At 66.5% G+C, this 18,361-nt stretch carries 19 protein-coding genes and 1 pseudogene; 10 read left to right on the plus strand and 10 right to left on the minus strand.

Annotated features, from left to right (window positions below; all coding sequences use genetic code 11):
* Positions 1-2 precede the first annotated feature (2 nt).
* A complete protein-coding gene (locus KUW17_RS19335) occupies positions 3-980 on the minus strand; it encodes a YVTN family beta-propeller repeat protein (protein WP_222481945.1) in 978 nt (325 codons plus the stop codon).
* Complete coding sequence (locus KUW17_RS19340) at positions 977-2,164, minus strand: ABC transporter substrate-binding protein (protein WP_409996784.1); 1,188 nt, start codon at positions 2,162-2,164, stop codon at positions 977-979. Before KUW17_RS19340 ends, KUW17_RS19335 begins: the two co-directional genes overlap by 4 nt.
* Positions 2,165-2,310: 146 nt before the next feature.
* On the opposite strand from KUW17_RS19340, the gene pedF reads away from it, so the two are divergent.
* Together pedF and KUW17_RS19350 are read left to right on the plus strand one after the other, a co-directional pair.
* Positions 2,311-2,988, plus strand: a complete 678-nt coding sequence (gene pedF / locus KUW17_RS19345; RefSeq protein WP_174148719.1) for a cytochrome c-550 PedF — start codon at positions 2,311-2,313, stop codon at positions 2,986-2,988.
* Positions 2,989-3,006: 18 nt separating this feature from the next.
* Positions 3,007-3,909, plus strand: a complete 903-nt coding sequence (locus KUW17_RS19350; protein WP_222481946.1) for a substrate-binding periplasmic protein — start codon at positions 3,007-3,009, stop codon at positions 3,907-3,909.
* Positions 3,910-3,915: 6 nt separating this feature from the next.
* Here KUW17_RS19350 and KUW17_RS19355 read toward each other — a convergent pair whose 3' ends face one another.
* Entirely contained in the window at positions 3,916-4,818 is a 903-nt protein-coding gene (locus tag KUW17_RS19355; RefSeq protein ID WP_222481947.1) for an FAD:protein FMN transferase, read from the minus strand.
* Entirely contained in the window at positions 4,815-6,899 is a 2,085-nt protein-coding gene (locus KUW17_RS19360) for a 4Fe-4S binding protein (protein WP_222481948.1), read from the minus strand. The genes KUW17_RS19355 and KUW17_RS19360 overlap by 4 nt, the downstream gene beginning before the upstream one ends.
* A gap of 150 nt (positions 6,900-7,049) precedes the next feature.
* Between KUW17_RS19360 and pqqA the strand changes: the two genes are divergently transcribed.
* Genes pqqA through pqqE form a run of 5 tightly spaced genes read left to right on the plus strand, consistent with a single transcriptional unit; the run spans position 7,050 to position 10,178 of the window.
* The gene (pqqA, locus tag KUW17_RS19365; protein WP_027236494.1) at positions 7,050-7,157 is read left to right on the plus strand and encodes a pyrroloquinoline quinone precursor peptide PqqA; all 108 of its coding nucleotides are present in this window, start codon (positions 7,050-7,052) and stop codon (positions 7,155-7,157) included.
* 21 nt (positions 7,158-7,178) lie between these two features.
* Complete coding sequence (gene pqqB, locus KUW17_RS19370) at positions 7,179-8,063, plus strand: pyrroloquinoline quinone biosynthesis protein PqqB (RefSeq protein ID WP_222481949.1); 885 nt, start codon at positions 7,179-7,181, stop codon at positions 8,061-8,063.
* On the plus strand, positions 8,060-8,812 hold the full coding sequence (gene pqqC, locus KUW17_RS19375) for a pyrroloquinoline-quinone synthase PqqC (RefSeq protein ID WP_222481950.1): 753 nt from the start codon (positions 8,060-8,062) through the stop codon (positions 8,810-8,812). The genes pqqB and pqqC overlap by 4 nt, the downstream gene beginning before the upstream one ends.
* Positions 8,809-9,096, plus strand: a complete 288-nt coding sequence (gene pqqD / locus KUW17_RS19380) for a pyrroloquinoline quinone biosynthesis peptide chaperone PqqD (protein ID WP_222481951.1) — start codon at positions 8,809-8,811, stop codon at positions 9,094-9,096. The genes pqqC and pqqD overlap by 4 nt, the downstream gene beginning before the upstream one ends.
* Entirely contained in the window at positions 9,093-10,178 is a 1,086-nt protein-coding gene (gene pqqE, locus KUW17_RS19385) for a pyrroloquinoline quinone biosynthesis protein PqqE (RefSeq protein ID WP_222481952.1), read from the plus strand. The genes pqqD and pqqE overlap by 4 nt, the downstream gene beginning before the upstream one ends.
* Positions 10,179-10,310: 132 nt before the next feature.
* Here pqqE and KUW17_RS19390 read toward each other — a convergent pair.
* The 6 genes and pseudogenes from KUW17_RS19390 to KUW17_RS19415 all read right to left on the minus strand — a co-directional run.
* Positions 10,311-10,775 (minus strand): annotated as a pseudogene (locus KUW17_RS19390) (IS30 family transposase); the annotation flags it as partial.
* 110 nt (positions 10,776-10,885) lie between these two features.
* A complete protein-coding gene (locus tag KUW17_RS19395) occupies positions 10,886-11,776 on the minus strand; it encodes a glucokinase (RefSeq protein ID WP_222481953.1) in 891 nt (296 codons plus the stop codon).
* Positions 11,773-12,870: an ABC transporter ATP-binding protein gene (locus KUW17_RS19400; RefSeq protein WP_222481954.1), complete on the minus strand. Its 1,098-nt coding sequence runs from the start codon at positions 12,868-12,870 to the stop codon at positions 11,773-11,775. The genes KUW17_RS19395 and KUW17_RS19400 overlap by 4 nt, the downstream gene beginning before the upstream one ends.
* 4 nt (positions 12,871-12,874) lie before the next feature.
* On the minus strand, positions 12,875-13,774 hold the full coding sequence (locus KUW17_RS19405) for a carbohydrate ABC transporter permease (RefSeq protein WP_222481955.1): 900 nt from the start codon (positions 13,772-13,774) through the stop codon (positions 12,875-12,877).
* Positions 13,767-14,639 (minus strand): carbohydrate ABC transporter permease, encoded by an 873-nt coding sequence (locus KUW17_RS19410; protein ID WP_222481956.1) that lies wholly within the window; start codon positions 14,637-14,639, stop codon positions 13,767-13,769. The genes KUW17_RS19405 and KUW17_RS19410 overlap by 8 nt, the downstream gene beginning before the upstream one ends.
* Before the next feature lie 58 nt (positions 14,640-14,697).
* On the minus strand, positions 14,698-15,942 hold the full coding sequence (locus KUW17_RS19415) for an ABC transporter substrate-binding protein (protein WP_222481957.1): 1,245 nt from the start codon (positions 15,940-15,942) through the stop codon (positions 14,698-14,700).
* Between the two features lie 16 nt (positions 15,943-15,958).
* Here KUW17_RS19415 and KUW17_RS19420 point away from each other — a divergent pair, with 16 nt between their 5' ends.
* The 3 genes from KUW17_RS19420 to KUW17_RS19430 are packed head-to-tail and all read left to right on the plus strand — an operon-like array spanning position 15,959 to position 18,352.
* Positions 15,959-16,201, plus strand: coding sequence for a hypothetical protein (locus KUW17_RS19420; RefSeq protein WP_206540061.1), 243 nt, complete (start codon positions 15,959-15,961; stop codon positions 16,199-16,201).
* A complete protein-coding gene (locus KUW17_RS19425) occupies positions 16,170-16,904 on the plus strand; it encodes a response regulator transcription factor (RefSeq protein ID WP_222481958.1) in 735 nt (244 codons plus the stop codon). Before KUW17_RS19420 ends, KUW17_RS19425 begins: the two co-directional genes overlap by 32 nt.
* Positions 16,905-16,909: 5 nt before the next feature.
* Positions 16,910-18,352, plus strand: coding sequence for a sensor histidine kinase (locus KUW17_RS19430; RefSeq protein WP_222481959.1), 1,443 nt, complete (start codon positions 16,910-16,912; stop codon positions 18,350-18,352).
* The last annotated feature ends 9 nt before the right edge of the window (positions 18,353-18,361 follow it).

Consider the following 18,361-nt stretch of genomic DNA (forward strand, 5'->3'; position numbering starts at 1 on the left):
TCTCAGGGGCGCAGCGCCGCGCCCCAGGGAAAACGGCCGACCTTGATCGACTTCAGCGCCTGGCGCTTGGCGGTGTCGATCACGGTGACATCGCCGGACACGCCGTTGGTGGTGAACAGCAGCGACTTGTCGGGCGAAAACGCTATGTGCCAGACCCGGCGGCCGACCAGGATGTAATCCTCCACCTCCAGCGTCTCAGCATTGACCACTGCCACATGGTTGGAAGGCCCCAGCGCCACAAAGGCGGTCTGTTCGTCTTCGGTGAAGGCAAACCCTACCGGCTGCACCCGGTCGGGGTGCACGCCCTTGACATCAAAGGTTATCTTGCCGGTCTCGGCCTGGGTGGCGGTGTCGAATACGGTGATGGTGCCGCCGATCTCGGAGGAGACCCACAGCGCGCTTCCGCCGGCGGTGAATTCTGCGTGGCGGGGGCGGGCGTCGACCAGGGTGTTGGCAAACAGCTGTTGCGTCTGCGTGTCGATCCAATGCGCCATGTTGGTGGTCTCGGAGGTGGTGATTGCGATCCGGCCATCGGGCGAGACCGCCATGCCCTCGGGCTCGATCCCGACATTGATCTGGGCAACCACCTTGCGGGTTTCCGTATCCACCACCGTGGTCACGGCGTCGTCCTCGTTGGCGATGTAGAGATGCCGGTCGTTGGGATGCAGCACGAATTGCTCGGGATCCTCGCCGGAAGGCAGGTCGTGCAGGATCTTGCCGGTGGCGGCATCCAGCACCTGAACCGTGTCACTGTCGGAGGCGCAGACATAGACCCGGGAGAAATCCTTGGAGAAGGTGATGCCGCGCGGCCGCTCCCCCGTTGCGATGGTGCGGACCACCTCAAGCGTGGCGATGTCGATCACGCTGATGGTGTCGTCCTTTTCATTGGTCACCCAGATTTCCGCGGCGCCTAGGGGCGGCGCCGGGGCCAGCAGCGCCGAGAGGGCGAGGGCGGCAAGGGATTTTGCAGCAAATGTCATTGGAAGGCTCCGCAGCGGCTTTCGGGCGCATCAAGGCCCAGAGTGTCGAGTTCGCTGTGCTGGTGCAGGAAGCCGGGCAGGGGCGCCTGCGCCGCCAGCGCGCGGGGAGTGGCAAGCGGGATCGGTTGGCGCAGCTGGCCGTTCCAACTGCGGTAGCTGAGCGGGCGGCCCTTGAAGCCGGCTAGCTCGAATGCGTCCGACAGCAGGTAGCGGCGCAGGACGCCCGCGTCGGCCGAGCCAGTGCGGGTCACCGCCTCGCCGATGCTGCGTACCGCGGCCCAGGCGGCGTAATCCCGCGCCAGCATCTTGCGCCCGGCAAGCTCCTGGAACCGCGACTGCAGCTGCGCGGCGCCCCATTGCTCGACCACCGGCGCCCAGGCGGCGGGCACCAGGCCCTCGGATCCGGCGACCGGCCGCGGCAGCCAGGTGTTGTAGGGCAGATAGCGGGCGAAATCCTGCAGCTCATCGGCGACCAGCAGCAGATCGTGGCGGCCCAGGCCCTGTGACATGAGCGGCACCTCCTGGGCGGCGTTGCGGCGCATGTCGGCGCCATAGTCCCAGGTCCGTTCGGCGGCGATTTCCAGCCCGAACTTGGCGGCGCTCTGGCGCAAGGCACCGGCAAAGGCCTGGTCCTGCGGGTTCTTGCCGGTGATCAGCGCCAGCCCGGTCCAGCGCTTGGACAGCGCAAACTGCATCAGCGCATCGCTGCGCATTAGGTCCGAGGGCAGGGTGTGCAACAGGTTGCGGCGGCAGTCGCCGCTGCGCAGGCCGGTGTCCGGGCTGGCGGTGTTGAACAGCAGCGCCTCCTGCGCCTCCGGCAGGGCGGCGGCGGCCAGCAGCGCCGGTTTGGGCGCATCCAGGATCAGCAGCGCGCTGCGTGCCAGCGCTGCCCGCGCCGCAGCGGCAAAATCGCCGCCAGGCGGCACTGCCACTGTCTCCAGGCTGTAGCTGTGGCCAAGGAAGCTGCCGGTGGTCCGGTTGTCCGCCAGCCCCAGCCGGGCGCCGGTCTCGCCCAGGTCCGCGGGCTGAGGGTCGAGATTGGAGAGGGTGGGGGGCTGCTGCTCCTGCTGTTTCAGGTAGATGACCGGCACCTCGATCCCGGCGGCCGTGGCAAAGGCGGCGGGGCAAAGGGCCATCAGGAGTGTGATCAAAAAGCGCATCGTGGCACCCGGTTCTGGCTGCATGGGCCGAGCGTACTGCCGCCCGCAGCTCCGCGGCCATTGGACCAAGGTCGTAGGCCGCCGGGGCCGGAGGCCGACTTAAGTCGCGTATCGGGGCAAGGCCTGGGCTGGCTATGGTTGCGGCAAGCTCAAACTTACGGGAGGAACTCATGTTCAAATTGCCTCTTGCGGCCCTCGGGCTCGCGGCTCTTGCCACAACGGCGCAGGCCCACGGAGACGTCGCGCCGCAGCCTGTGAATACCGATGCCCTGCCCGAAGTGGGCGAAGAATGGCTGACCGAAAACCCCTATCGCGGCCAGGAGGCGGAAGTCTGGCAGGCGGCGATCGACATCGGCGGCAGCGGCTACAACCAGAACTGCGCCCGCTGCCACGGGCTCGGCGGCGTCTCCGGCGGGCTGGCCCCCGATCTGCGCTACCTGGAGGCAGAAGAAATGGGTGACGAATGGTTCGTGGAACGGTTCCGCACCGGCTACACCCAGAACGGCATCACCAAGATGCCCGCCTTCGGGGAACTGCTGGGCCAGAAGGCCGCCTGGGCCATCCGCACCTATTTGGAAACCCGGCCCGATGACGGCGCGCTGGACGAGGCCACCGGCCGGCTGCTGGAAATCCGCGATGAGCTGGCCGCCCTGGCCGGCGGCAGCGGCGGGGATGCGGCGGCGCTGCAGGCGGAGCTGTCGCAGATTGCGCAAGCGGTTGAAACCGGGTCCGGCGCGCCGGTAGCCGACAGCGCGGCCTACCGGGCGGCCAGCCTGATCGGCGGCGCGCAGCCGGACTTCGCCGGTGCCGCGGAGGCCCTGACCGTCGGCCTTTCGGCGGCGCACTGACACGGAGGGGCGCGGCATATGAGACAGCAGCTGGCCGGGCTTCTTGCGATTGCCGCGCTGGCCTGCGGCTGGGCGCAGGCGGGGCAGGCCCGCTGTGCGGATCATGTGCCGCAGCCCAAGCCGCAGAACGCCTCGCGCGATATCGTCGGTCAGGATCTTGAGACTATCCTCGAACGCGGTTTCATCACCTTTGCGGCCTATGAGGATTTTCCCCCTTGGTCCTATCAGGAGGCGGGCCGCATCAAAGGCGCCGACATCGACCTGGCCCGGCTGATTGCGGCGGAGCTGGGGGCCGAGGCCCGGTTCACGCTGGTTGCGGCGGGCGAGACGCTGGATGCGGACCTGCGCAACTGGATCTGGAAGGGGCCGGTCGTGGGCGGCAGCGTGGCCAACGTCATGCTGCATGTGCCCTATGACAGCGAATTTGCCTGCCGGGTCGAACAGGTGGTGTTCACCGGCCAGTACCATGTCGAGGAGGTGGCCATCGCCTACCGCCGGGACGCCTATCCCGAAGACCCGCCGGTGCCGGCCTATTTCCGCTTCGACAGCGTCGCGGTGGAGAACGACTCGATTGCCGATTTCTACCTCTCGTCCTTTCCGGGCGGCCAGCTGAGCGGCAATATCCGCCGCTATCCGACGGCGGCAGCGGCCATGGCGGGCCTGGACCGGGCCGAGACCAAGGCGGCGATGGGGCCGCTGGCGCAGCTAGAGGCCGGGCTGACCGCGCAGACAGCCGTTCACACGCCGCCGCTGCCCGGGTTTTCCGCAGGCACCTGGACCGCCGGTGTGGCGGTTCATTTTTCCTATCGCCCGCTTGCTTATGCGGTGGAGGACGCCATTGCCGCCGCGCTGCAGGACGGCCGGATTGCCGCCATCTTTGCGGCCCACGGCCTGAGCCACCGGCCGCCGGAGCTGCGCTGATCCTGTCTACTCCAATGTTTTCACGCTGCCATCCCACGCCAGCAGGGTGACACTGGCACTGCCCGGAAGGCGCGCCAGCGCGGCGGTGATTTCCCATTCACTCATCAGGCAGAAGGCGGTGGAGGCCGCATCCGCCAGTGCGGCGCTGGCGGCCTCGGTGCTGACGGTGGCCCACTGCGGCCGGCGGTCGAGGGCAGGGTGCAGGATATGCGCCGCGCCCCGAAGCTGAAGGGCGCCGGGGCTGGAGGTGGCGATGGCGCCACCGGTCAGGCTGCGGGCGGCAAAGACGCCGCGCTCCGGGTCGGCCAGGCCGATACGGAACGGGCCGCCAAGGGCCGCAAACTCCCCGGTATTGACCAGAACCCGCTCCAGCCCCAGGCGGTTAAGTGCTGCGCGGACCATGTCGGTGGCAAAGCCCTGGGCAATGCCATTGAAGGTCAGCGCCTGGCCCGGTGCCAGCCGGATTTCCTGCGCTGTCACGGACAGCTTGTGCCAGCCGGTGAGCCGGGCGGCCCTGCTGATGCCGTCTCCGCGCGCAAGGGCCTGCCACAGCGGCTGCACCGTGGGGTCGAATACGCCTGCCGTTGCCGTGTGCACACGGGTGCAGAGCCGGGCCAGATGCAAAAACGGCGGCGGCGGGCTTTTCAGAACCCCGGTCCGGTTCAGCCGGGACAGGACTGACGCCGGATCATAAAGGCTGAACAGCTGTTCGGCCTGCCGCAGCTGCGACAGCGCGGCAGCAATTGCCCGGTCTGCCAGCCGCGGCGGCGCGTGGATGGTCAGGCGCGCCTCGGCGCCGAGGGCAAACCCGTGCCAGGTAACGGGTGCGGCCCGCGCCGCCGGCGCCGCGGCGCCAAGCGCGGCGGCAGAGATTGCCAGGAACCGGCGGCGTGTCAGTTGTGCGCTCATTCCGCGGCCTCCAGATGTTGTTTCCGGCGCGCCGCCAGGATCAGCGGCACGCAGCGGGCCGGATCGTCGTGGATCGACACGCAGTCGAGGCAGCCGAAGCATTCGTCATACCGGACCGCTCCGGATGGCCCGATCGCGCCATAGGCGCATTTCACCCGGCACAGCTGGCAGGGGCTGCCGCAGGCGGCGCGCCGGGCAATCCAGTTGCGCTGCCGCAGCAGCCCGCCAGCCGCCATGGCCGCGCCCAGCGGGCACAGATAGCGGCAAAAGGGCTTGAACAGCACCAGCCCCGCCGCCAGCCAGAAGACCGCATAGGCGGTGAAATACCACTCGCGCAGGAAGTAGGTGGTGATCGCGGTCTTGAAGGGTTCGACCTCGGCCGCGGTGTCCACATGTTCCGGCGCCAGGAAAACCAGCGATACCAGCCCGGCCAGCACCCCGTACTTGAGGTATCTGAGCCGCCCGTCCCAGGCCGGCGGAAGGGCGGTCCGCGGCAGACCCAGCCTGCGGCCAAGATGGTGCGCGAATTCCTGCAGCGCGCCGAACGGGCACAACCAACCGCAGAACAGGGCCCGCCCCCACAGGACAAGCCCGAGGATGGCAAAGCCCCAGAGCAGCAGCGAAAACGGGTCATAGGCAAGAAAGGCAAAGCTGCCGCCCTCGGCCGCGGCGCGCAAAACGCCCAGCACTGTGACGATGGACAGCTGGCCCTGCCCCCACCAGCCGGCAAACAGGGTGACAGCTGCCAGCACTGCGAGTCGCAGCGGTGTCAGTGTCTTGCGGGCGGCGATCCGGCCTTGGCCCAGCAGCAGCGCGGCGGTCAGCGTGGTCAGCAGCAGCGCCAGCAGGATCAGGTCGGTGCTGCGGCTGCGCAGCGCCTCCAGCCAGGGCGGCACCGGCGCCGGGGCCTCATCACGCAGGAAAAACCGTTCGGGGGTCCGGTGCGTGACAGGAAATTCCACGGTGCCTGTCTCGGGCTGGAACATGCCGTGCGCGCGCACCGCCTGGGCGTGCAGGGTCCACTCCCGCGCCGGGTCAAAGCCGAGGCGGCGGTCGGCCCGCAGGATCATCGCCGTGCCTTCGTGCAATGGGCCGGGCAGATCCGGCGACAGATCCACCAGCAGGTCGCTGTCCCGCAGCGCCACCGGCAGCCCGTTCTGGGTGGCAAACACCCGGTCCGGCGCGGTGTTGCGGATGAATTCCAGGCTAACCAGCCCGTGGCGGCCGGTCTCGACCAGCAACAGCGGCTCATCATCGGGGGAGATCGCCAGGAAATCCTGCAGCTCGTTGTAACCGTCGCGAGAGAGGACCGCCTGCGCAATTGAAGGCGGGCCGAGGTCGACAATCCAGAGATCCAGATAGGGCGCCTCAGGGTGCTGCTGCGCCTCCGGATCGTCATCCGCCCACAGGGTGCCGGCAAAGGCCGCATCAACCTCCGCGTTGGAGACGGTGGCGCGGGCGGCCAGTCCCTGATCCGCCAAGGCCGCCCAGTCCAGCGGCTCGCTGTGGTCCGGGTCAGGCCGGGCCGGAGGCGTGGTGATGACGCCGTGCATCTTCTCGCGCGCGACCGCCAGCGCTGCCGCCATTACCGAGTCATGCGCGATCCGCACTGACGCGGTCGCCTTGCTGACCCCGTCGAGATAGACTAGCGATGAGCCGGAACCGGTCTTTCCGTAGGGGGTGCCGACGGTGATCACCGAAAAGACCGACAGGCCAGGGTACTGCTCGAAGAACCTGTGGAACGGGGCGGGGCCAAGCCCGGAGACAAAGACCGGCTCGTTATGGCTGATCAGCCGGACATCCAGAAATTTGCCGTCGAGATCCATGAGCACCAGCAGGTTGACCGGTGCGCCGGAAAACCCGGGCAGCGGGGCCAGGGGTTCGGTTTCAAAGGCATAGCCTGCCTCCGCGCCGCCGGAGTTCAGCAGCGTGTAGACGCCCTTGCCGTTCACCGGCTCCCCCAGGGAGAATGGCGGCATGATCAGGGCGCTGATCTCCTCACGCGGCAAGGGCGACGCTGACAGAGCGCCAGCCGCAAGCAGCCAGGCCTGAATCAGAAGTATGGATAGGAGGGCGCGCATGTTCGGAAGTTTGCCGGGGGCCGCGCCAGCGTGCCATTGGACCAAAGTCTGAGGCCGCGCAATGACCCTGTCCCTACGACCAAAGGCCAATACCGGGGCCGGGGACGGGGGGCTAGGCTGACGGGATTAGAGCCAGCAAAGGAGGATGAAATGGCCTGGTCTGCCCCGAAACTGAAAGAAATCAACTGCGGCATGGAAATCAACATGTACTCCCCGTCCGAGGACGAGGGCCGCGAATACGAACCCGATCTGTTCTGATCGCGAAACAGGAAGACGGCCATGCGGTTTCTGGTTCTTGGTGCGGCAGCGGGTGGCGGCCTGCCGCAATGGAATTGCGGCTGCCGGAACTGCCGGGACGCGCGTCTCGGCAGGATCGCTTCCGCCACCCAGTCCTCGTTGGCCGTGACACTGGACGGGCAGAACTGGGCGGTTTTGAACACCTCTCCCGATATCCGTGTTCAGCTGCAGAACTGCCCGTCCATGCACCCGCAATCGCTGCGCCACAGCCCGCTGCGCGCGGTGCTGCTGACCAATGGCGACATTGACCACATCGCGGGTCTGCTGTCCTTGCGGGAACAGTCGCCTTTCAGCCTGTTCGCCACGGCGGGGCTGCTGGAATTGCTGGCGGCGAACCCGGTGTTCAACGCGCTTCCGGCGGCTGTCGGCCGCCATCCGGTGCGGCTGAGCGAGGGTTTCGAGCTGCTTCCGGGGCTGCAGGCAACGGTTTTCCCGGTGCCGGGCAAGGTGCCGCTGTTCATGGAGGACGGGCAGGTGCAGACGGATGTGATGGGGGAACAGACGGTCGGCGTCCGGCTGAGCGACGGTGCGAAATCCGCCTATTACATCCCCGGCTGCTCCGGTGTGTCGGGCGGCCTGCTGGAGATGCTGTCGGATGCCGATCAGATCTTCTTTGACGGCACGCTCTGGCACGACGAGGAGATGATCCAGAGCGGGACGGGCAGCAAGACCGGCCAGCGGATGGGGCATATCTCCATCAGCGGCCCCGAGGGCTCGATCGCCGGTTTGCAGGCCGTGGATGCCGCCAAGACGTTCATTCACATCAACAACACCAACCCCGTCTGGCAGCCTGGCAGCGCCGAGCGCGCGCAGGTGCTGGCCGCCGGGTGGACAATTGCAGAGGATGGAATGGAGATCGCGCCATGAATGCACACACCCGGAATACGTCTGCGAGCGGGCCCCTGGAGGCCCGTCTGCGCGCCATCGGCGCCGCCCGTTACCACGACAAACATCCGTTCCATCACAGGCTGCACGGCGGCGAGTGCTCCCCTGACCAGGTCCGCGCCTGGGTGATCAACCGCTGGGCCTACCAGGCGGCGATCCCGATGAAGGATGCTGCCTTTCTGTCCCGCTGCGCTGATCCAGCCATGCGCAGGGTCTGGCGCAGCCGGATCGAGGACCATGACGGCGGCATCAGCGAGGGCGGCGGCATCCGCCGCTGGCTGCGGCTGGCCGAAGCGGTCGGGCTTGACCCGGACTACGTGGCCTCTGGCCGCGGGGTTCTGCCGGCCACCCGGTTCGCTGTCGATGCCTATATCCGCTATGTGCGCGACATGCCGCTGCTGCAGGCGGTGGCCTCGTCGCTGACGGAACTGTTTGCGCCTGCCATCCACGAACAGCGGATCGAAGGCCTGCTGCAGCACTACGACTTTGCCAACACTGCCAGCCTGTCCTATTTCCGCAAACGGCTGACCGAAGCGCCGAAGGATGTGAAATTCGGCCTGGCCTGGGTTCTGGAAAACGCAGACACCCCCGAAAAAGAAGACGCCGCCTGCGCGGCGCTTATCTTCAAGACCGATGTTCTGTGGGCGCAGCTGGACGCGCTTTGGGGCGCCTATGTGGAGCCGGGGCGGATCCCGCCGGGCGCATGGCAGCCGGGGGAGGGACTGGCATGAAGCTGGCGCTGGCCCCCTCCGACCGCCCCTTTCTGCCGCGCGGCGTGCGCCTGGCGGCGGACAAGGTGCGGGGCGGCACGGTGCTGCTGTGCCCGGAAAAGGCCATTGCGCTGGACGCCATAGGCGAGGCGATCCTGTCGCGGGTGGATGGCAGCACATCGTTCAAGGAGATTGTTGCCGCTCTGGCGGTAGCCTACGACGCCCCGGCAGAGCAGATCGCCGGAGACGTGCAGCGCTTTCTGGCTGGCCTGCGGGCGCGGATGTATCTGGCGGTGCGGCCATGACCGTGCCTCCGCCCATCGCGATGCTGGCCGAGCTGACGCACCGCTGCCCGCTGGCCTGCCCCTATTGCTCCAACCCGCAGGACCTGCTGGGCCGCGAGGCGGAGATGACAACCGGCGAATGGGCGGATGCCTTCCACCAGGCTGCGGAGCTGGGCGTGCTGCAATTGCACCTGTCCGGCGGCGAGCCCGCCGCGCGCCCGGATCTGGCAGAGCTCACCGCGGCGGCACAGGGCTGCGGCCTGTATACCAACTTGATCACCAGCGGTATCGGCCTGACGCCCAGGCGGCTGGATGCGCTGGAGGCAGCGGGGCTGGACCATATCCAGCTGTCCCTGCAGGGCACCAGCGCCGGGCTTGCCGATTGGATCGGCGGCTACAAGGGCGGGTTTGACCGCAAGATGAAGATCGCGGCGGAGATCAAGACCCGGGGAATTCCCCTGACGCTGAACGCCGTCATGCACCGGCACAATCTGGACGATCTGGAACGCACCATCGAAATGGCTGTCGAAATGGGCGCCCGGCGGCTCGAAGTGGCCAGCGTGCAGTTCCACGGCTGGGCGTCCCGCAACCGGGCCCAGCTGCTGCCGACGCGCGCGCAGACAGAGGCCGCCAAACGCATCGTCGCAGAGGCTGAGCAGCGGCTGCGCGGTGTGCTGGCCTTCGACTTCGTGCCGCCTGACTATTATGCGGATTATCCCAAGGCCTGCATGGGCGGCTGGGGCACGGCCGGGCTAAACATTGCGCCGGACGGCACCGTGCTGCCCTGCCACGCGGCCCAGACCATCCCGCACCTGGACTTTGACAACGTCCGCAGCAAACCGCTGGCGGCGATCTGGTACGAGGGCGCGGCATTCAATTCCTACAGGGGCACAGATTGGCTGCCGCAGCCCTGCCGCAGCTGCGACCGCAAGGAAAGTGATTTCGGCGGCTGCCGCTGCCAGGCGCTGGCTCTGGCCGGGGACGCAGGCGCAGCCGATCCCGTGTGCCGCAAGTCGCCCCGGCACCAGGCCGTGCTTGACTTGCTTGAGGCGGGAAGCACCGGGGACGGCGGTGGCTTTGTCTACCGGCGTGCCGCTGGCTGAGGAAACCGGCACCGGCTGCCCGCAAGCGGGAAGCGGCCGAGCGGCCGCTGCTGCCGCAAGCTTTTTCGGCTCCCTTTAACCAGTTTATTGCGGCACGGTGGCTACCGCGCGCAGGATTGGGCATGGAACCCCCCGGTGCCCACGCGGCCTGCGGCGCTTTCGATGCTCTGGCAGATGACGATAGAACTGTTCCTCGCGGCCATCCTTGGAATAGGTGAAACGGTAGATCGTCTCGTGGCTGACCCGGACCGGATGACGCTCGAGCCGCATCCGGCCGGCGATCTGCTCAGGTGACCATCCGGCCTTGAGACGGTCTTCGACCGCTTCTTTCAGTTCCGGGTGGACGATCATCTTCCGCTGGACCGCGCGCCGCTGCTCATACATCTCCTGGGCGGCCACGGCGTGGTATGCGTTCAGCTCAGGAAGTTCCTTGTCATCAAAGAATTTACGCTTGAGTTCACGGTAGATCGTAGATGATGCGCGGCCCAGCCGTTCTGCGATCTCAGGCACCGGCATTTTAGCTTCACGCTACTTGGTAATCTTCCGGCGTTCTTCCAAACTCAGGTGAGGGTAATTGCGTCCCGTCAATAGCTCCATGCAAGCATCTGTTTTGATACATAATTTGCACTTCGGGTGTGACTCCACCGGCGTCGCTGACAAGACACCTGTAATCTGGATTATGTTAATAAAGATGGTGAAACCGGGCTTCAGTGCTGCCAGCTGAGGGCGGCGCAGCCTTTCAACGCAGCGGCATCATCTAGAATGACGTGAACAGGCGCAGCAATCCGGGCATCCAGCGCAAACGGCTGCTGGAACAGCTCCGCAAACACCTGCCGTGCCGGGGAGGCCAGCAGGCTGCGGGCCACTGCGCCGGCGAAGTACACACCCCGCGCGGGCAGGAAGGCCAGAACCAGGTTGCGCGCCAGCAGCGCCAGCAGTTCCGCGTAAAACGTTTGAAAGGCCCGCGTGCCTGCCGCATCCTCCGTAAACTGCGCCCGCACCGCCGCATGGCCGCGGCCGGAAAACAGATGCTCCACCGTCGGGAATTCTGCCGCGGCATCGCCGGTTCGGCGGCGCAGATGCTCCGCCACGTCCAGCGGCAGGCTGACATGGCCGTATTCCACGTGGAGGCAGTGAACCTGCCCGCCTGCGTGCAGCACAGGCGACAGGTTGAAACCGGTGCCGATGCCCACCACCAGCCGTTGGCCGTCTCCACCCGCACTGTCTGCGGGGGCGATCACCGTATCGAGGCAGTCTGCCCCAAGATGCGGGCAGGCCTGCCCAAGGGCTGCGAGGTCGTTGAGCAGATGCACGCGTGCGCCGCGCAGATGCTGTGACAGCTCAGCTGCGTCAAAGTGCCAGTCCCGGTTGGTCAGCCGCGCGGTGCTGCCTGTAACAGGCCCGGCGATGGCAATGGCGACCTCCGCCACGCCGCCAGGGGCGGCGCCCTGCAGATACTGGTCCATAACCTCCGCAAAACCCTGAAAGGTATCGTTGCGGAAGCTTTGCACCGTGTCCGCCAGCAGCACGCCGGCCTGCGCCAGCCCCAGCCGCGTATTGGTGCCGCCAACATCGGCGGCCAGCCGCAGCCGGGTCAATTTAGACGCTCGCCGGTTGCGGGCGAGAAATAGGAGACCTTGGAGAGATCAAAGGCTAGGTCCAGCATCTGCCCCGGCTGCGCCCGGGTTTCGGCGTGCAGACGCGCCGTCACTTGCTTGCCGCCGAGATTGGAGACCACATAGGTGTCTGCACCCGCAGGCTCCACCATGTCGATGAGGCAGGCGGCCTCCTGCACGCCTTCACCGGCGCGGAAGCCCGCCTCGGCGATGTCTTCGGGGCGCACGCCCAGGATCACGTCCTGCGGCAGGCCGGTGGCGCGGCTGTCCTTCAGCACGATCGGGGCGCTGCCGCCGCAGGCCATCTCGATCCTTGTGCCCTCGCCGTTCGGCTGCGCACGCGCCGGGATCAGGTTCATCGCCGGGCTGCCCATGAAATCGGCGACAAACAGGTTGGCGGGCTTGTTGTAGATCTCAGCAGGCGTGCCGATCTGCTGCACTACGCCGCCCTTCATCACCACGATCTTGGTCGCCAGCGTCATCGCCTCGATCTGGTCATGGGTCACATAGACCATGGTGGCGCCGAGGTTGTGGTGCAGCTTCTTGATCTCGGTGCGCATCTCGACCCGCAGCTTGGCGTCGAGGTTCGACAGCGGTTCATCGAACAGGAACAGCTTGGGGTCGCGCACCAGTGCCCGGCCCATCGCCACCCGCTGGCGCTGGCCGCCCGACAGCTGGCCGGGGCGGCGGTCCAGGAGCGCCTCGATCTGCAGCTGCGCCGCGACCTCCTTCAGCTTGCGCTCCTGCGTCGCGGCATCGGCGCCGCGCACCTTCATGCCAAAGGTGATGTTCTTGGCGACCGTCATCGTCGGGTAGAGCGCGTAGGACTGGAACACCATGGCAATGTCGCGGTCCTTGGGGCTGACACGCGTCATGTCGCGCCCGCCAATCTCGATCTGCCCGCCGGAGATCGGCTCCAGTCCGGCGATGCAATTGAGCAGTGTGGACTTGCCGCAGCCCGAGGGGCCGACCAGCACCAGGAAGTCGCCTGGCTCGATGCTGACGTTGATGTCCTTCAGGATCTCGGTTGCGCCGTAGTTCTTGCGCAGGTTGGTGATGTCCAGAATAGGTGCCATGGATTTACCCCTTTACGGATCCGGCGGTCAGGCCGCGGATGAAGTATTTGCCGGCAACGGCATAGACCAGCAGCGTCGGCAGCGCGGCGATGATCGCGGCGGCCATGTCGACGTTGTATTCCTTTACGCCGGTGGTCGAGTTGACGATATTGTTCAAAGCCACGGTCACCGGCTGGGTGCCCGCCTGGCTGAAGGAGACGCCGAACAGGAAGTCGTTCCAGATCTGGGTGAACTGCCAGATCACGGTCACGACGATGATCGGCAGGCTGAGCGGCAGGAAGATCGACCAGAAGATGCGGAAGAACCCCGCTCCGTCCACCTTGGCCGCCTTCACCAGATCCTGCGGGATGGTGACATAGAAGTTGCGGAAGAACAGCGTGGTGAAGCCGATGCCATAGATCACATGCACAAAGATCAGCCCCGGAATGCTGCCCGCCAGCCCCATCAGCCCCAGCATCCGTGCCATCGGCAGCAGAACCACCTGGAACGGGATGAAGCAGCCGAACAGCATCAGCGAGAAGATCAGGTTGGCGCCGCGGAACCGCCACTGCGCAATTACATAGCCATTGGCCGCGCCCAGCATGGTGGAGATCGCCACCGCCGGTACAGCGATCACCACGGAGTTCCAGAAGAACGGGCGCAGGCCCTCGCATTGGATGCCGGTGCAGGCCTCCGACCAGGCGGTGCGCCAGGCGTCGAATGTCACCTCGCGCGGGAAGGCTATCAGGCTGCCGGTGCGGATTTCCTCCAGGCTTTTCAGCGAGGTGGTGATCATCACAAAGAGCGGCATCAGGTAGAACAAGGCAAACAGGCCCAACAGGGTGAACAGCGTCCAGCGCAGGGCGAAGTGGCTCCAATTGCGGCTGTTTGCTGCGGCGGCGGGGGTGAGCGTCGCATCAGTCATGTTTGGCCCTCAGCTCAGAGTAGAGATACGGAACGATGATTGCGAAGACCACGCCCATCATCACCATGGCAGAGCTGGCCGCCTGGCCGATGTCGCCGCGGGAAAAGGCCATCGTGTACATGAAAGTGGCGGGCAGGTCGGTGGCATAGCCGGGGCCGCCGCCGGTGAGGGCAATCACCAGGTCGAAGCTCTTGATCGCCAGATGCGCCAGCACGATGAAGGCAGACAGGAAGATCGGCGCCATCGAGGGGATGATGATCGCGGTATAGATCCGCCAGGTGGGGATGCCATCGACCTGTGCGGCCTTGATGATCTCGCCGTCGACCCCGCGCAGGCCCGCCAGGAACAGCGCCATCACAAAGCCGGACGCCTGCCAGACACCGGCGATGACAACTGCATAGATCGCCTTGTCCGGGTTGATCACCCAGTCGAAGGTGAAGCTATCGAACCCCCAGCCGCGCACCATGGCCTCCAGCCCCAGGCCAGGGTTCATGATCCACTTCCAGGCGGTGCCGGTCACGATCAGCGACAGCGCCATCGGGTAAAGATAGATGGTGCGCAAAACGCCTTCGGTGCGGATCTTCTGGTCCAGCAGGATTGCCAGCATCAGCCCCAGGAACATCGAGATCAGGATGAACAGGGTGCCGAACACAAACAGGTTTGACATCGCGGTGTCCCAGCGCGGCGCATTGAACAGGCGCTCGTACTGGATCAAGCCTTCGATTTCGTATTTCGGCAGCAGGCGGGAGCGGGTCAGCGACACCCAGGCGGTCCAGGCAATGAAGCCGTAGACAAACACCAGCACCGCGGCGAAGGACGGTGCCAGCACCATCTTCGGAATATGACGTTCAAGCCATTCAGTCATGGTAACGGCCCTTGAATAGGTGGCCCCGCATCCCAGGGGACGCGAGGCCCAGGGAGGATCAGAGAGAGTTGGCGACTGCGTCGGCCAGCATCTGCACGGCCTCAGCCGAGGACATGTCGGAGTTGAAATGCGCAGTCACCACATCGGTGATGGCACCGGCCTGCGCGCCGCGCAGGGCCATGCCGTGGGCATAGCTGGGCAGCAGCGAGCCATTGTCTGCGCTGTCGCCCATGTCCTTGGCCGACAGATGCGCGCAGGTGTCAAACGCATCCAGTTTGACGTCCACCCGCGCCGGGATCGAACCCTTGTTGAGGTTGAACACCTCCTGGAACTTCGGCCCGACGATCAGCTTAGCCAGCAAGTCCTGCCCGGCCTGCTTGTCCTCGCCGTCCACCTCGAACATGGCGAAGCTGTCGACGTTATAGAGGAACCCGTCCCCCGGCACCGAGGCGCAGAGGAAATCCTTGCCCGGCTCCTTGCCCGCGGCCAGGAACTCGCCCTTGGCCCAGTCGCCCATGATCTGGAACGCCGCCTCGCCGTTCATCACCATCGAGGTGGCCAGGTTCCAGTCGCGGCCCGGGAAGTTGGCATCCACATAGCCGCGCATCTTGCGCATCTGGTCAAAAACGGCGGCCATCTTGTCCGACTTCAGGGTGTCCATGTTCAGTTCGACAAAGGCCTTGCGGAAGTATTCCGGCCCAAGGATGCCGAGCGCCACCGCCTCAAAAACGGTGGCGTCCTGCCAGGCCTGTCCGCCGTGCGCCAGTGGGGTGATGCCCGCGGCCATCAGCTTGTCGGCGGCGGCGTTGAACTCCTCCCAGGTCTGGGGCATCTCGATGCCGTTGGCCTCCAAGAGCGCGGCATTGGCCCAGATCCAGTCGACCCGGTGCACGTTCACAGGCGCCGCGCACCATTTACCCTCGCATTTCATATGCCCCGCGATCGAGCCGGGCAGCACGTCCGCCCAGCCCTCTGCCTCCGCGACGGAGGAGATATCGGCCAGCACGCCTTCCTCGTACCATTCCTGGATTGCGGGGCCTTTCAGCTGCACCGCGGTCGGCGCGTTGCCGGAGAGCACCCGGGCGCGCAACGCGGTCATCGCCGCATCGCCGCCGCCGCCGGCCACCGGCATGTCGGTCCAGATGCCGCCGTTGTCGGCAAATTCCTGTTGCAAGACTGCAGCCGACTTGGCCTCGCCGCCGGATGTCCACCAGTGCAGAACTTCGGCCTGCGGTCCGGCCGCTGCCGGTGCCGCACAGGCCAATGCCACGGCCGATACGGCCGCAAAAGCGGTATTTTTCATCGCTCATTCCTCCCTTATGTTCCGGCTGCTCCCCGCAGCCTTCCCCATCAGCTTGCAAAACCGCGGCACCGCTTTTCAATTGTCCAGCGCCGCCCTGCGCACGCCGGAATGCAGTTTTTCCGCCAAGCTGTTACCTGTTGTTACGCAGCAATTGATTTTGTTGCATGATGTTACAAACAAGCAGCCGGAACAGCCATATCGGCGGTTTCCGGCGAGGAGAGCAACAGATGGCGATTCCGCGGCTTCTGGTGGTGGATGACGATGCCGAGACGCGCATGATGCTGACCCAGTACCTGCGCCAGAACGGCTTTATCGCCCTGCCCTGCGGCAGCGAGGCGGAGATCCGCGACCAGATCGGCGCGGGCCGGATCGACCTGATCCTGCTCGACGTGATGCTGGGTGACGAAAACGGGGTGGAGATCTGCACCCGCCTGCGCGCCGAACAGGATGTGCCGATCATTCTGGTCTCCGCGCTGTCCGCCGACCACCAGCGGATGGCGGGCTATGAATCCGGCGCCGATGACTACATCGCAAAGCCGTTCAACCCCGACCTGTTGCTGGCCCGCGTCCGTGCGGTGCTGCAGCGGGCGCGGCGGTCGTCCTCGCTGATCTACCGGCGCAGCGTTGCCATCTTCCGCTTTGCCGGCTGGACCTATGATGCCAAGCGGGATGAGGTGATTTCGCCCGCCGGGGTGCAGGTGGCGCTGTCGCGGCGCGAGACCGGCTTGCTCAAGGTGTTTCTGGCCAACCCGCATATTCCGCTGACGCGCGAGGAGATCGCCGCGGCCCTGGATGTGACAGGCGAGGGCGGCAGCGACGAAGGTTCCGGACGCGCCATTGACGTGCTGGTCGGGCGGCTGCGCTCCAAGATCGAACAAAGCCCCAAGGAGCCGAAGCTGCTGCGCACCGAGCGCGGCACCGGCTATGTCCTGGCGGTGGATGTCGAGACCGGCGGGGACTGAGGCGGGTGGCGCTGCGGCTCAGAACCCGGGGGCTGATCCTGCTGCCGCTGGCCTTTGCCGCCGGGCTGGGCGGCGCTTGGGGCTGGTTCCACTCCACCGCCAGCTGGCAGGCGCATCTGACCCGCGCCGCCATCGCGGGGATCACCCTGGACGGTACACTGCGCCGCGCCGCGCCGCCGCCTGCGGGAGTGTCGGTAACGGCTCTGGGGCCGGATCAGGCCGCGTTTCTGGCGGCAGGCGATTACCTGCGGCTGGAGGGAATCGCCAAACCCGCCTTCTTCACCAATGTCTCGATCCTGGACAGCGGCCCCGATCCCCTGTCGGGGGAGGTTCTGGCGCTGGTCATCGCCTCCCCTGCCCTGCGCTACCCGGTGGCAGAGCTGCCGCCAGCGGGTGCAGCCTCCGCGGCAGAGAAACTGGGGGCTGTCACCCGGCTGCTGGCCACCTATTGCAGCGAGCCGGTGGTATTTGCCCGCGCGGGCTACGGCCCGTGGCAGCGGGTGGACGGCACCGCCGTCTGGGGTTGTTCCGCGGCGCCGCGCGACCTGCGCCTGCCCGCTGTGCTGCTGTCGCTGCTGGCCTTGGCGGTGCTGGCGACACTGGTCATGGACACCTCGGCCCATTTCGACCGTTTCGCCCGGGCCTTGCGCCACCGCCGCCGCCTGGGCGGGCCGGACGCCTATGCAATGCAGGGGCCGGGCGAGCTGCAGGAGATCGTCTCGGCGGTGAACAGCTATCTGGAGACCGAGCGCGAGCAGCTTGCCAGCCGCGCTGCGGTGCTGTCCGGCGTCAGCCACGATCTGGGCACCCCCGCCACCCGGCTGCGGCTGCGGGCAGCGCTGATCCAGGACGCGGAGCTGCGGCAGAAGTTCGAGACCGACCTCGACGCCATGACCGGCATGATCGAAAGCGTGCTGACCTACACCCGCGCCGAGATGAGCGCAGAAACGCCGCGCCGCCTGTCGCTCAGCTCGCTGGTGGAGGCGCTGGCCGCTGATTACCAGGACACCGGAAAGCCGGTGGAACTGCTGCCGCCGGAGCCGCAGGTGGCGGCGGGCGGGCGCTCGGTTTTCACCTCCGCCCCCGGCCGCAGCGCGATGCCCGAGGGTCAGCCGATGCTGGTAGTGGCCCGCCCGGTGTCGCTGCAGCGGGCAGTCACCAACCTGATCGACAACGCACTGAAATACGGCCGCCGCGCTGCCATCACCCTCAGCGCCACCGCCGATCACGCCATCATCACGGTCGAGGACGAAGGCTCCGGCATGACGGCGGCGGAGATCACCGAAGTGATTGCCCCGTTCCGCCGCGGCGACAATACAAGGGCCATCGACGGCTTCGGCCTGGGGCTGACAATTGTCGCCACGGTGGCGGAGCAGCACGGCGGGCGGCTCTACTTCGAGGACGGCCGGCGCGGTCTACGCGCCGTCCTCGAAATTTGCCGTAACTGAACGGGCTGA

It is taken from the genome of Leisingera aquaemixtae (assembly GCF_019801145.1).
GTDB lineage: Bacteria > Pseudomonadota > Alphaproteobacteria > Rhodobacterales > Rhodobacteraceae > Leisingera > Leisingera aquaemixtae_A.

Excerpts from the sequence above, each read along its gene's own strand:
- KUW17_RS19350 (WP_222481946.1), top strand. The coding sequence starts at position 3,007 with ATGAGACAGCAGCTGGCCGGGCTTCTTGCGATTGCCGCGCTGGCCTGC.
- pedF (WP_174148719.1), top strand. The coding sequence starts at position 2,311 with ATGTTCAAATTGCCTCTTGCGGCCCTCGGGCTCGCGGCTCTTGCCACA.
- KUW17_RS19420 (WP_206540061.1), top strand. The coding sequence starts at position 15,959 with ATGTTCCGGCTGCTCCCCGCAGCCTTCCCCATCAGCTTGCAAAACCGC.
- KUW17_RS19355 (WP_222481947.1), bottom strand. The coding sequence starts at position 4,818 with ATGAGCGCACAACTGACACGCCGCCGGTTCCTGGCAATCTCTGCCGCC.
- pqqE (WP_222481952.1), top strand. The coding sequence starts at position 9,093 with ATGACCGTGCCTCCGCCCATCGCGATGCTGGCCGAGCTGACGCACCGC.
- pqqA (WP_027236494.1), top strand. The coding sequence starts at position 7,050 with ATGGCCTGGTCTGCCCCGAAACTGAAAGAAATCAACTGCGGCATGGAA.
- pqqC (WP_222481950.1), top strand. The coding sequence starts at position 8,060 with ATGAATGCACACACCCGGAATACGTCTGCGAGCGGGCCCCTGGAGGCC.
- KUW17_RS19405 (WP_222481955.1), bottom strand. The coding sequence starts at position 13,774 with ATGACTGATGCGACGCTCACCCCCGCCGCCGCAGCAAACAGCCGCAAT.
- KUW17_RS19400 (WP_222481954.1), bottom strand. The coding sequence starts at position 12,870 with ATGGCACCTATTCTGGACATCACCAACCTGCGCAAGAACTACGGCGCA.
- KUW17_RS19335 (WP_222481945.1), bottom strand. The coding sequence starts at position 980 with ATGACATTTGCTGCAAAATCCCTTGCCGCCCTCGCCCTCTCGGCGCTG.
- KUW17_RS19410 (WP_222481956.1), bottom strand. The coding sequence starts at position 14,639 with ATGACTGAATGGCTTGAACGTCATATTCCGAAGATGGTGCTGGCACCG.
- KUW17_RS19425 (WP_222481958.1), top strand. The coding sequence starts at position 16,170 with ATGGCGATTCCGCGGCTTCTGGTGGTGGATGACGATGCCGAGACGCGC.
- KUW17_RS19340 (WP_409996784.1), bottom strand. The coding sequence starts at position 2,164 with ATGCAGCCAGAACCGGGTGCCACGATGCGCTTTTTGATCACACTCCTG.
- pqqB (WP_222481949.1), top strand. The coding sequence starts at position 7,179 with ATGCGGTTTCTGGTTCTTGGTGCGGCAGCGGGTGGCGGCCTGCCGCAA.
- KUW17_RS19360 (WP_222481948.1), bottom strand. The coding sequence starts at position 6,899 with ATGCGCGCCCTCCTATCCATACTTCTGATTCAGGCCTGGCTGCTTGCG.
- KUW17_RS19415 (WP_222481957.1), bottom strand. The coding sequence starts at position 15,942 with ATGAAAAATACCGCTTTTGCGGCCGTATCGGCCGTGGCATTGGCCTGT.
- pqqD (WP_222481951.1), top strand. The coding sequence starts at position 8,809 with ATGAAGCTGGCGCTGGCCCCCTCCGACCGCCCCTTTCTGCCGCGCGGC.